The organism is Fibrobacter sp. UWR4 (genome assembly GCF_003149045.1).
Lineage (GTDB): Bacteria > Fibrobacterota > Fibrobacteria > Fibrobacterales > Fibrobacteraceae > Fibrobacter.
The window spans coordinates 71,547-84,528 of record NZ_QGDU01000010.1; the positions used below are offsets into that span (position 1 = coordinate 71,547).

The 12,982-nt window shown below is 49.5% G+C and carries 10 protein-coding genes and 1 riboswitch; of the genes, 4 read left to right on the top strand and 6 right to left on the bottom strand.

The window, feature by feature from the left end:
- Positions 1–218 precede the first annotated feature (218 nt).
- Positions 219–1,082 carry a TIGR02147 family protein gene (locus BGX12_RS05755; RefSeq protein WP_109735164.1) on the top strand — a complete coding sequence of 288 codons (864 nt, stop codon included), beginning with the start codon at positions 219–221 and terminating at the stop codon, positions 1,080–1,082.
- Positions 1,057–2,574 (top strand): fibrobacter succinogenes major paralogous domain-containing protein, encoded by a 1,518-nt coding sequence (locus BGX12_RS05760; protein ID WP_109735130.1) that lies wholly within the window; start codon positions 1,057–1,059, stop codon positions 2,572–2,574. Before BGX12_RS05755 ends, BGX12_RS05760 begins: the two co-directional genes overlap by 26 nt.
- 69 nt (positions 2,575–2,643) lie before the next feature.
- Here BGX12_RS05760 and BGX12_RS05765 read toward each other — a convergent pair whose 3' ends face one another.
- The 6 genes from BGX12_RS05765 to BGX12_RS05790 all read right to left on the bottom strand — a co-directional run bounded on the left by BGX12_RS05765 (position 2,644) and on the right by BGX12_RS05790 (position 9,191).
- On the bottom strand, positions 2,644–4,257 hold the full coding sequence (locus BGX12_RS05765; protein ID WP_109735131.1) for a hypothetical protein: 1,614 nt from the start codon (positions 4,255–4,257) through the stop codon (positions 2,644–2,646).
- 48 nt (positions 4,258–4,305) lie between these two features.
- Positions 4,306–4,785: a hypothetical protein gene (locus BGX12_RS05770; RefSeq protein WP_146196265.1), complete on the bottom strand. Its 480-nt coding sequence runs from the start codon at positions 4,783–4,785 to the stop codon at positions 4,306–4,308.
- A 28-nt stretch (positions 4,786–4,813) separates the two neighbouring features.
- On the bottom strand, positions 4,814–5,356 hold the full coding sequence (locus BGX12_RS05775) for a hypothetical protein (protein ID WP_109735133.1): 543 nt from the start codon (positions 5,354–5,356) through the stop codon (positions 4,814–4,816).
- A 206-nt stretch (positions 5,357–5,562) separates the two neighbouring features.
- Entirely contained in the window at positions 5,563–7,272 is a 1,710-nt protein-coding gene (locus BGX12_RS05780; RefSeq protein WP_109735134.1) for an acyl-CoA dehydrogenase family protein, read from the bottom strand.
- A gap of 5 nt (positions 7,273–7,277) precedes the next feature.
- Positions 7,278–8,306, bottom strand: coding sequence for an electron transfer flavoprotein subunit alpha/FixB family protein (locus tag BGX12_RS05785; protein ID WP_109735135.1), 1,029 nt, complete (start codon positions 8,304–8,306; stop codon positions 7,278–7,280).
- Positions 8,307–8,309: 3 nt separating this feature from the next.
- On the bottom strand, positions 8,310–9,191 hold the full coding sequence (locus tag BGX12_RS05790; protein WP_109735136.1) for an electron transfer flavoprotein subunit beta/FixA family protein: 882 nt from the start codon (positions 9,189–9,191) through the stop codon (positions 8,310–8,312).
- Between the two features lie 258 nt (positions 9,192–9,449).
- Positions 9,450–9,648: riboswitch (cobalamin riboswitch) on the top strand.
- Positions 9,649–9,705: 57 nt separating this feature from the next.
- Here BGX12_RS05790 and BGX12_RS05795 point away from each other — a divergent pair.
- Positions 9,706–11,688 carry a TonB-dependent receptor gene (locus BGX12_RS05795; RefSeq protein WP_158278177.1) on the top strand — a complete coding sequence of 661 codons (1,983 nt, stop codon included), beginning with the start codon at positions 9,706–9,708 and terminating at the stop codon, positions 11,686–11,688.
- Between the two features lie 69 nt (positions 11,689–11,757).
- Positions 11,758–12,972 (top strand): YncE family protein, encoded by a 1,215-nt coding sequence (locus tag BGX12_RS05800; protein WP_109735138.1) that lies wholly within the window; start codon positions 11,758–11,760, stop codon positions 12,970–12,972.
- The last annotated feature ends 10 nt before the right edge of the window (positions 12,973–12,982 follow it).

The following is a 12,982-nucleotide window of genomic DNA, read 5'->3' on the forward strand; positions in this document are numbered from 1 at the left end:
AAAGAGACCTCTCATTGTGAAGAAGGTGCAATTCAGGAAAACGATGATTGAGATGTAATGTCTCGTTCATTTTTGGATACGAGGATGTTCCTTGTAGCCATTCTGAGCGATGAACTGCGAAAGTTCTGGTAAACGAAAAGCTCCCGCGAAGTTCAATCGCGGGAACCTCTTTGTATTGTAACTCTCTAAAAATTTTTTATCTTGTTGATATGTCTTCCATGAAGCCTATCATTGAGTATTTGAATTACCGCCAGTACATTGTGGATTATTATGCCTTTAAGAAAAGGACCAGCGCCTTTTCGTGGCGTGAATTTGCGAAGCTTGCGGGGTTCACGAATCCGGTGTATTTAAAGCAGATTGGCGATGGCACGTACAACCTGGGCAAGAATGCCGTTGAGCGCGTTGGTGGCGCCATGGGGCTTGCCGGTTTTGAACTGACCTACTTCAAGATTTTGGTACAGTTCAACCATGCCAAGAAGGATGTGGACAAGAAGAAGGCTTTCGAGGATCTTCAGTCTATAGCCAAGGTCCACAAGGTCAAGGTTCTTGGCGGCGATTCCTTCACTTATTTTGAATCATGGAAAAATCCGGTGCTGCGCGAGTTGGCTCCTGCCATGCCGGGGGCAAAGCCGCTGGAAATTGCCCGCGCCTGCCGTCCTGAGATTTCCGCCGCGGAAGTCAGCGACACTCTCCATTTTTTGGTAAAGACGGGCCTCCTGTCTAAGGACAAAGAGGGCAATTACCATCAGACGCAAAAGTCTATTTCCATGGGTTCTACGGATGCGGCTCCTGTGGCCGCCCGCCTGATGCAGCGCCAGATGGGCGAGTTCGCCATGGAGGCCCTGGAATCGCTCCCGCTGTCCGAACGCAGCATGTCTGGCTTGACTCTTGGCCTCACGAAAAAGGCATATGAGCGAATCAATCAGGAAATCGCCGAGTTCCGCAAAAAGATTGTGGCCATCGCTACCGAAGAAGATGGCATGGAAAACGTCTATCGACTAAATTTGCATTTGTTTCCGCTGACCCAGCTTGGGGAGGCTTTTTCGGGTTCTTTGGATGAGGAAATTGAAGGTGAAAAATAGCAAGTATTTTTTGAGTGCGTTGTGGCTGTGCGTCTTTGCGCTGTTCCTTGCGTCTTGTTCCGACGACAGTAAAACCGCAGGCGGCAGCACCGAAGATTCCGGCATCGTGGCCATTAAGGATCGTGATGTGGCTGGCGTTGCCCAGAAGGGGCCCTTCGTAAAGGGTTCCGCCGTGACGGTCTATGAACTGGAGGGGAAGTCCCTGAATCCCACGGGCCGCATCTTCACGACGAAGGTTTCCAGTGACAAGGGCGAGTATGCCTTCCAGAAATTGAATCTGGTTTCCCAGTACGCCGTGTTCGAGGCCCTGGGCTATTACCGCAACGAGGTGACCGGCGAAATTTCTTCCGGTACGGTTACGCTAAGCGCCCTGGTGGACTTGACCGAGACGGATTCCGTGAATATTAACGTATTGACCCACATCGATAACGACCGCGTTCGTGAACTTGTTCAGGACGGTTCGGGATTTGCTGACGCAAGGAAAAAGTCCAAGACCGAAATCAGTTCCGCTTTCGGCATGACTCCGCCGACCGCTGGTTTTGAAAATCTGGATGTCTTTGGCAATGATGCCGGCGACGCCGAACTGCTGGCAGTTTCCATGATGCTGCAATCCGACTTGAAGTCGGGCGAACTAGGCTCAAGGTTAGCTGACGTTTCTGAAGACATTGCCCAGGACGGCGAATGGAACGATGAATCCGTCAAGGGTGAAATTGCGAACTGGGTTGCAAGCGCAAACCTGGACAGTATTTATGCCAATGTAAATTCCTGGGGCTTTGCCGAACAGCCCGTCGAAAAGAGCGATCTTTACAGCGGGTTCGTAGAAGAGAACAAACAGTATATTTCTGAACGTCCGTCTGAAATTCTAGATAGTTCCGCGTCCGATGGCGAGGAAAGTTCCTCCTCCGAAAAGGTGGAGTCTTCGGGCTCTTCGTCAAGTGCGGATTCGCCGGCGTCCTCCAGTAGTGTCGTTGTGACTGGTGAAACCTTTGTGGACGAACGCGATGGAAATGTCTATCGCTATGTGAAAATCGGTTACCAGGTCTGGATGGCAGAAAATCTACGTTATGTAAGCACCGGCAGCCATTGCTTTAACGATGACGAATCCGAATGCGAAAAGTTTGGCCGCCTTTATGAATACTCCGAAGGCTTGTGCCCCGCAGGTTGGCACATGCCCACTCAGGCGGAATGGACTGTTCTGTTTGATGCCGTAGGCGGTGTGGATGTTGCTGGTAAGGCGCTCCGTGCCGTAGGTGCCTGGAATGTCGAAAACTACCCGCTGACCGCCGACGATACCGATGCCTATGGATTCTCCGCTCTCCCCAGCGGCGTGTACATCTTTGGTGACCACGAAAACGCAGGCTTTTATCTCTCCAGCACATTGGTTGGCGGCGATGCTGTTTATGATGTAGGCATTGTAGGAAACGGTGATAGTGCCTATGAATCCAACGCCCTGTTTACTACGGCAATTTCTGCACGCTGCGTGATGGATTAATTATTTACAAATAAAAAAAAGGCCGTGCCAAGTACGACCATTTTTTGAATTCATTGAAGCCGGTTACTTTTAGGAGCCGCAGGTACCAAGGCGTCCTATCGTGTGTAGCGAGAACTCACTGGATTCCTGGAACTTCAAAAGAATGGCTCCTGTTTTCTTCACCGCATCGCTTGAAGTTGCAGAAGATTCCGTACCGGAGTCATACTGTTTGAATTCAGACCAAGGCATATTAATAACAGTAAGAGAATCCGCCTTAGGCACCTCATATCCGAAGTTATGAGAACCCTCTATAGCTTCCTCCCCTCCAGCAACTAGGTCCAGCGTAAACTTGCCGGTAGAAGAATAAGCAATGCACACACCTTCCCAATCCGAAATGTCTACGCCTTCACGCATTTCACTCCAGATATTGAAGCCGATACCCGCAAAGGGTTTTTCAATAGCAGATCCTAACTCAGCAGAAATCTTGATAGCATCGTACTTTTCCATCATGAGGGAGAAAGTTGTGCAAAAGAACTGGCCTGCAAGTTCTTCAACATCAGACGGGAACTTTATTTGAGAATTTCCACCCACATGCTCATCGGTAAATTCATACCAGTAGCCGGCAGTTTCATCGTCAGAACCCGTAATGACGTGGCCTGCATCATCCGTGGTTGCACACCACAAGTCACCACAACCTTTGACTTGAGAACTACTAGAAGAACTGGGCTCTACGGAAGAGGAGCTAACATAAACAGAGTTACAGGTACCCTTGCGGCCAACGCTTTGAATATAGTAGTCTCCAGAATTCGTAAAGTTCAATTTGACAGCCGCCACCGCCTTAACGAACGCATTCTCATCCACATCTATACCCGGCATTCCCCAGCCAGCTTTCATCTTGAACTTGCTCCAGGGAATATCTATCACACCCTTATCAGATGCTACTGCCGTATAGACAAGGTTGCCGTAATCCGTCGAGGTTGCAGTGTTTTCGGAAGCCAACTCCACCTGGAAAGGTGCTGTAGCGGTATAGGTTAGGCAAACTCCATCCCATCCAGAGATATCTCCTCCTTCCTGATTTTCGCTTACCACATTGAAGCCAAGTCCCACATAACCATATTCATAGGCAGAGCCTATTTCAGCAGAGAACTTAATACCACTATAGGTTTCTATCAAAGGTCCAAAGAAAATGCCATAACCATCTGCTATATAAGGAGGATAGATAATTTTGGAATCACCGTTTTCGGGAGCATTATTGTCAGTGAAATCATACCAATAGCCTGAGGTTCCCTCATTTTTGTCATAACCATCTTCGTCGTAGCCAGTATTTACACGGCCGTACGTATCCGTAAGGCCACACCACAAATCACCACAGGCTTTCTCAAAAGCGGTAGCGCTGCTACTGTTAGGGGCATCAACTTTCCCATCAGAAGATGATTCGGGAGTTTCCGTAGAAGAAGCCCCCTTAAGAACCCATTTTTCATCCTGACAGATGTAAGTTTTATTTTCTTCCTTTACGAGAATTTCCAGACCATTGCGTTTAGTGGTGCAAACCTGAAGATCCTCAAAAGATTCAACGAAGCCTTCAAAGGAATTATCGGAAGAACCGTTATCGGGATCGGATGAGGGTGCGCTAGATGAATCTCCACAAGCCCACATTATTGTTGAAAGGGCAACTGCAGAAACTGCAAAAGAAAACTTTTTCATAATAAACCTCCAAAATAACCTAAAGCCAAATATATATTCTGAAAATTTTTATGCACGCACTAAATTAGGCTGTCTAAGAGCGTAATAGCTCTCTAGAACCTGCAGGATTGACTCCTTTTCGCGGGGAGAGAATCGGCGGTGACTCATATAGAACTGCTGGGCAGAACAGCCCCGCAGGAATTGAATCTGCTGGTAAAGCAGCTGCACGTTGTAGGAGTCGGGCTTGCCGTGACCAACCGTAGGGTAAGTGGAATCCCCGAGAAAAGCAATGTCAGATTTCTTCTGAACGTCGGGTTCGTCGCGGTTAGCTGCGTCGCAGGAGGCAATGTTGCGGGTGTCGGGCGATTCTCGGGAAGTTACACCGCCGAGGGGCAGCATCAGGGAACCTTTGGCGTGGCTGCTGGGAATAGGTTCTATCTGAATCCGCAGGCCATCCTCAAATTGCAGGGGCGATTCTACGATGGTCACGTCTTCGCGAATGGTTTCGTCGCAATGGCTTGTTCTTCTGCAAAGCCTTGGCTTATGCACTTCTGAATTTTCTCCTCAAGACTGATCATCAAAAAACCTCCAACCTAATCGCATTCATAATTTTCTTTGATCCTGGAAATTTAGGAACATTGTCCTCGAGCCATTCCTCGTCAAGTTCAAAAATTTTATTCCTGTAGTTGCCTATGATTTCTTTGTAGTAGTCAAAAGGCAACTTGTTTGAACGACGTATTAGTTCGATTAGCAGTCGCTCTTTTGTGTGGATTTTTATTGAAACTCCGTTAACCTCTTTTTCTTCGACGCCGAGCATTAGAAGATTGTCTGGAAAAAAATACTGGTGTACTCTTTGGTCTCGGATTTTTGTGAAATCGCGGTCGGTTCCTAAAGTGTAGTGTTCTGGAACGACGTCGGTTAAACCGTGATAATAAAATGCACTCTCCATGGTGAAGACTGCGCTTTTATTTTTGAAGGCTACCAGGGCTAATTCCCGCCATGTGGAAGTGTCCGAATAAATCCCGTTTTCTACTTTAAACAACTTGCCGTTACGAACCGCTTTCTCAAGAAAGTGGTTTGTGCCGTAACGGGATATGCAATCGTCATAACTGTAAAACATGAGTTTTCTTCCTGTTGGGGAAATATACCTGATTTTATTATTGTTGTCAAGTAAATGTCCGCAAATTGGATTGATTGCGGATATTTACTTAAATATACGACGCACAAAAAAAGACCCCGGCTTTCCTGCCGAGGTCTTTAAAGTTTTGCTGGATCCTTCGACTTCGAGCCTTGCGGCTCTCCGCTCAGGATGACGCCTAGACGTGATTAAGCCTTGTAATCTGCGATCTGATCTGCAGTCATGCCCATGATGAAGTTGGAGTGCTTCATCACTTCTGCTTCTGCAAGGTTCAGGTAAACCTTGGCGCTCTTGCCGAACAGTTCTGCGTTTGCAGAAGCGTCGCGGATGAGGAGCTGTGCCATGACGCAGTTACCGGCCATTTCGTACAGGCGGCGGCTGCAGAGGTCCAGGAACTCGTTGTTTTCAGCGGCCTTGACGTAGTCGATGGCTGCCTTGAACTTGTCGTCCATAGCCTTTGCGCGGGCCTTGAGGCTTTCAAATTCCGGTGCAACAGCGGCTGCTTCCAGTTCGTCGAGCATGGAAGTGTAGGTGCCGGTGGTGATGTGCGGAAGAGCTGCAACGACCTGGAGCTGGGTAGTACCTTCGTAGATGGAGGTAATACGGGCGTCGCGGTAGAGGCGCTGGCAAGCGTATTCCAGCATGTAGCCGGAACCGCCGTGAACCTGGATGCTGTCGTAGCTGTTGATGTTGGAGTATTCGGCATTCATGCCCTTGGTGAGCGGAGTGCCGGCAGATGCCAACTTGTTGTACAGCTTCAGTTCAGCCTTTTCTTCGTCGGTGAGCTTGCGGGTGCGTTCGATATCTTCAAGAGACTTGTAGATGTCAACGTAGCGAGCTGTCTGGTAAAGGAGGGCGCGGCCAGCGTCCAGACGAGCCTTCATGTTGGAAAGCATTTCGTAGACGCCGGGGAAGTTGATGATAGCCTGGTTGAACTGCTTACGATCCTTTGCGTAGGCGAGAGCTTCGTCGTAGGAAGCCTGGCTGATACCCACTGCCTGTGCAGCGATACCGAGACGAGCGCCGTTCATGAGGGCCATCACGTACTTGATGAGACCGAACTTGCGGCGGCCGCAGAGTTCTGCCTTAGCGTTCTTGTAAACCAGTTCGCAGGTCGGAGAACCGTGGATACCCATCTTGTTTTCGATACGACGAACATCGACGCCACCGTCGCGCTTGTCGTAGATGAACATGGAAAGGCCGCGGCCATCCTTGGTGCCTTCTTCGGAACGGGCGAGAACCAGGTGAATATCGGAGTCGCCGTTGGTGATGAAGCGCTTCACGCCGTTCAGGTACCAGCACTTGTCTGCTTCGCTGTAGGTTGCCTTCAGCATAACGCGCTGCAGGTCGGAACCGGCATCGGGTTCGGTCAAGTCCATGGACATGGTTTCGCCTGCGCAGATGCGGGGCACGAAACGGGAACGCTGATCTTCATCGCCGAATTCGTACAAAGTTTCGATACAGTCCTGAAGGGACCAGATGTTTTCGAAACCTGCGTCGCCGGCAGCGATCATTTCGTTAATGGCGGTGTAAGCAGTTACGGGGAAGTTCAGGCCACCGAAACGACGGGGCATGGTAACGCCGCAAAGACCAGCCTTCACGGTTGCTTCCAGGTTTTCGTAAGTCTTGCTTGCGTAGCGGACGCGGCCGTTTTCGCAATGAGGACCTTCTGCATCAACTGCTTCTGCGTTGGGAGCGATCACGTTGGAAACGATGTCGCCAGCCAGTTCGCAAACCTTGTTGTAGTTGTCGATTGCGTCGGCGTAGTCGGCCGGAGCGTAATCGGACTTTTCTTCATTAGCAAAGCCATTTTCCCTGAGTTCCACAATGCGGTTCATCAAGGGGCTGCTTTCGAGATTGAACTTAATCTCTGGATGATCTGTATAGAAATTTGCCATAGCGCTTACTTGTTGTTTGCCTTGTAGTACTTGATTAACTTGGGAACCACTTCTTCAACGTTGCCGTTGATGACGTAGTCTGCGATTGCATTGATCGGAGCATCCGGGTCATTGTTCACGGAAATGATAATGCCGGAATCCTGCATACCAGCGATGTGCTGGATCTGGCCGGAAATACCGCAAGCAATGTAAACCTTGGGGCGAACGGTGAGACCGGTCTGACCAATCTGACGGTCATGGTCGGCAACGAAGCCTGCGTCGATTGCAGCGCGGCTTGCTCCAACTTCGCCGTGGAGTTCCTTGGCCAGTTCGAACAGCATGTCGAAGTTTTCCTTGGAGCCCATGCCGTAACCACCGGCGACCACGATGGGTGCGCTCTTCAGGTTGTTCTTGGCGGCTTCAACGTGGCGTTCCAGAACCTTCACCACGTATTCAGCTTCGGGAACGTACTTGGCAACGTCGTGCTTTACGACTTCGCCCTTGTAGTTTGCGTCCTTGATTTCCTTCTTCATCACGCCTTCGCGGACGGTAGCCATCTGCGGGCGGTGTTCCGGGTTCACGATGGTAGCAACGATGTTACCGCCGAAAGCCGGGCGAATCTGGCAAAGCTGATTTTCGTAGAACTTCTTGACACCGCCGATGCTCATTTCGAAGCTGTCGATTTCGAGTTCGGTACAGTCTGCGGTCAGACCACTGTGGGTGGCGGCAGAAATGCGGGGGCCAAGGTCACGACCAATCACGGTTGCACCCATGAGGCAGATCTGGGGCTGTTCTTCCTTGAACAGGTTGATCACGAGAGATGCATGGGGATTGGTGGTGTAGGGGAACAGGCCTTCAGCGTCGAAGACGTGAACCTTGTCGACACCGTAGGGGAAAACCTGCTTTTCGATGCCGTCGATACCGGAGGCGGCACAAATGCATTCCAACTGGACACCCAGGGTGTCGGCCAGCTTACGGCCCTTGGAGAGCAGTTCGAGGGAAACGTCCTTAACGGTAGTCCCTTCAATTTCGCAATATACAAATACGTTATTCATAGGTTAACCGATAATCTTTCCTTCTAAGAGTTCCTTGATCAGGCCTTCCACATCTTCATCGCTAGCGGTGAGGGTGCGGCTTTCCTTGGCCTTGAACACAATGTTCTTCACAGCCTTCACGTTGGTCGGAGAACCGGCCTTACCGATCTGGGCAGGATCTGCCTCGATGTCGGCTGCACCCCACTGGGCGATGTCCAGGTAGGGCTTTTCTGCGATAAGGGCTGCATACTTTTCTGCGGCTTCGGGAGCACGTTCGGCAACTGCGGTTGCGTTCTTGTACTTCATGACGCGCTTTGCGTTGCGGGGGCGGCAAGGAGCTGCGGAACCGTTAACGGTCACGACTAGCGGGAGCGGTGCTTCCACGGTTTCAACGCCACCGTCGATAAGACGGCGAATAACAACCTTGCGAGCCTTTTCGTCGAGAGAAAGGATTTCTTCGGCGTAGGTCACCTGGGTGAGGCCCAGCTTCTGGGCGATCTGGGGACCAACCTGTGCGGTATCGCCATCGATAGCCTGACGGCCGCAGAGGATAATGTCGTAGTTGCCAACCTTCTTGATGGCCTGTGCCAGGGTGTAGCTGGTGGCCAGGGTGTCTGCACCGCCGAGGGTACGGTCGGTAACGACGAAGCCTTCGTCTGCGCCGCGATAGAGAGATTCGCGAACGACTTCTGCAGACTTGGGAAGACCCATGGTCACAACGGAAATGGTGGAACCTTCGAACTGGTCCTTCAGACGGAGGGCCTGTTCCAATGCATTCAGGTCTTCAGGATTGAAGACTGCAGGCAAGGCAGCACGATTGATGGTGCCCTGTTCCGTCATGGCGTCAGGACCAACATTTCGTGTGTCGGGAACTTGCTTAGCAAGTACAACGATTTTAAGACTCATAATGTTTATTTCTTTAGCGGGTTCAAACCGCCAAGTGTGTTAGTTTAATGTTTAGTTAGGCCAAATGTACTTAATTATGGAGGGATTGAAATGTGTTTTACACAGGCTGAACCCCGTTTTTGTATAGAAATCGAAACAAAACGTACTATTTTCTTACAAATAACTTACGTAACGAAATGTACGGCGTTGTTTGGGACAACAGTTTTGTACTTGAGTGTTTTTTTGTTCTTTTTTTATATTTGTTTCCAAAAATTAGCCTTATGCCGTGAAAAGCTGCGTAGCGAAAGAATCGCTCGTAAGAGAATCCCGTGAAAGCCGGGAACGGTCCCGCCGCTGTAAGGGTGGACGAAACCAGCAAGAACCAATGTGCGATAAGCAGGATTGAATTCGCATGTGAAGGAGCTGGAAGTAGAGTGATCCCCGAGTCAGAAGAACTGTGAGGTTAAAATCGTTGCGGTCGTGTGCCGCGATTGAATGGAGTCGGATGCGAGAGACATCGACAAGATTTGCCGCGTTGGTATTAAGCGCGGTCGTTGGCGTGTGTGCCCAGGAGGGTCCTGTTCAGGATCTGGGCTCTACGGATGTCGTGTCCGAATCTCCTTCTGTATCGCAGAAAAGTACAAGCGTTACTGAAATTACAAAGGATGCCTGGGAGGGCAAGCCCTACTCTGCGGCGGAACTTCTGGCCACTTTGCCTGGCATTCAATATTATCGTCAGGGTGGTCTCGGAAGTTTCCAGACCATCAGCATTCGTGGAATCGCTGCAAAAAATATCGTCATCTGCATGGATGGTGTTCCCATGAATGATGGTAGCGGCGGTGCCGTAGACTTGGGACAAATTGACCTGAACCAGATTGAAAAAATCGAGGTCTATAAGGATCGCGTTCCTGCAAAGTTCGGCGGTGCTGGAATTGGCGGTGCAGTGAATTTTGTAACCAAGTCCGCCATTGTCCGTGATGCCTCCGGCAAGAAAACTTACGGACAGATTCTTGCCAGTTATGGTAGCCATAATTTCTGGGAAGGATCCGCTCAGGTTCTGCATCAGATAACGGATAGCGTTTCTTTCGCCGCAACTTTATCCGCTCGTCATTCTGATAACGATTACGAGTTTATTAATCGTAACGGCACTAAATACAATAAGGATGACGATTACACGGATGTTCGCCGCAATGCCCAGTATACGGAATACTCCGGCAATGTGAAGTATCGTGTTCTTCACAAATTTGGTGGTTTCTCTACATTCTCCCTGACTGCATCCATGTCCGATGCTGGTAACCCTGGTCGCGAGGATTACCAGACGACTTTTGCTGGCTTCGATGGGGAAAACGCTCGGGCAAGCTACCGTATGGAATTTCCGGAATTTTTCGGATGGCTTTGGTTGGAGATGGGCCTGACTGGGGAATTTGAAAAGTCCGTTTCCCATTCCTATTATCCGATGGACCATATTGGTTATGTCTCTACGGAATATCTGGAATATGGAACTGGCGGATATAAATTCATTCCGGAAGTGATTGCTAGTTATTACGGAGAACGTCTTGATGTGAATCTCCGTCTAGCAGGTGGTGCGGACTATTACACCCCTCGCGGAAACTCCACCAGTTGGGCTCTGGATCGTTACTCGCTCTCTTTGGCAGGAGATGGCGAATTTCGTATCCTGCCTTGGATTGCTGTAGGTGCAGAAGGTTCACTGCTGGGTGTTTCTGATGACATTCATGGCGGTACGATTGTCCTGCCGACCTTCTCGAAGAATCTGGATGATTCTGCGGAAAGGAACCTGTCCTATTCCGCTCGAGGTATAGTGAAGGTTGGTAAGGATGATTCCCGTTTTGGTGGCAGTGCGAGTTTTGGCCGCTTCTATCAAAAGCCTGATCTGATGGAGCTATATGGTGTATATCCTGGCGTTATCAGTAATCCGGAATTGAAGGATGAGGTGGCTTATCGATTCGAGACTAGCGTTTTTGCGGCAACGGAAAACCGCAGAACGATTTTGAGAGCGACCTATTATAGTACCGTCATGGAAAATGGAATTTTCTGGGTGAATTCTGCTTCTTTCATGAAACCTTTTAATTTAGACGATGCTCGGATAATGGGTCTTGAATTTGAAATGGAAAGTAATCCGGCAAAGTCCGTGCGAACTATTTTGCGAGCCACTTTCCAGGATGCCGTAGACAAGTCGGATGAAAAGGCTTATCGCAATAATAAATTGCCGGGAGAACCTGCCCGCTCCTATTTTGCGGAACTTCAGCTGGATTTGCCCTTGCATTTTGACTTTACGTGGTCTTCCAATTATCGCACTAAAATCTATAGCGATCGGGCCAATCGAATGGAGCAGCCTGGAGTTGGGATCCATAAGGCGGTTCTTGGATTTAAGCCTTTTGAATCAACACGTTTGGCTTTTTCTGTAGACAATATCTCGGATGAAACCTATCGCAATTTTTACACCCCATTTCCCACTCCGGGGAGGGAATACAAACTTACACTAACTCAGGGGTTCTAGCCCCCGCGCAAGGGTTTCGTGATTCAAACGAAGGACGGGATCCTTGTGACGACACAAAAAGGAAAAACAATGAAGAATAAATACTTGGCTCTTCTTGCTGCAAGCTCTTTCGCGTTCTTTATGCAGGCTTGCGATCACAATTCTATTGCCGCTGGCGAACCTGGTTTCGACAAGGATGACGATAAATCCTCCTCCTCTGTTAAGGGCGATGATAAGTCTTCCTCTTCTTCTGCTAGTGAAGAAAGTGAAAGTCTTGCCTCCCTTTACGTTGTAGGTTCTGACTACAAAACCGGTGAAATTCGTTGGGTGGAAAATGATTCCATTTCTGCAAAGTCTCTGGAAATTTATCAGGACACCAAGCTGGTAACTGTTGGTGATAAACTCTTTGCTCTTGAACGTTCCGGTTCTGATAACGTAGCTCTCATTAATACTGCCGATCACAAGGTGGTGTGGGAAACTGCCTTGAGTGATTATTCCAACCCCACTGACATTGTTGCCGCAGGCAAGAATGAAGCCTGGGTTGCATTGGAAGGCACCGATAGCTTCGTGAAGATTTCCATGGAAAATGGTAAGGTCCTGAAGACTGTTAAGACTACCGACTTCGTTTCTGAGGGAGGCTATTCCCCGAACCTGGTTGATTTTGAAGTGAGCGGTGATACTCTGTTTGCTGTGTTCCAACGTTACGTCTCCAACTTTGACGCTGATGGCAACTGGACTGGAACCTCTTATCCCAAGGGACTTCTTGCTCTGTACGGCCTGAAGGATGGCGAACTGCTGGATACCATTCAACTTGCCAAGAAGAATCCTTCCGCAGTAGCGGTGGTGAAGGGTGAAGTCTACGTGGCATCCATGGGCGAATATAATGCTAGCTATGGCACCGATGCGGATGACGAACGTGGTATTGAAAAGGTGAACCTTTCCAAGAAGTCTTCCGAACTTTATGTTTCCGGCAAGAAGATTGGTGCTGGCGTGTACAACTTCGCGGTTGACTACAAAGCAGGCGTTGCCTATGCGGTCGCTTACAAGGGCATGGATATGACAACTTATGCAACCGAAGCTCCGGTGATGAAGATTGACCTTGCTGCAGGTTCTGCTGAAGCCATTAAGGGTATTGCCGATGCAGAAGGCGGCCTCGTCGTTGATGCTGCTACTGGTGTGCTTTATGTGGGTGACCGTACCTATGGTGAAGAGGCTGTTTATAGCTATGATGGTAAAAAGGTCGCTAAGGTTGCGTCCGCTGCAGAAAAGGCTTTGGCTCCCTATAGCTTGGCCGTCGTCAAGTAATTTCTAGATC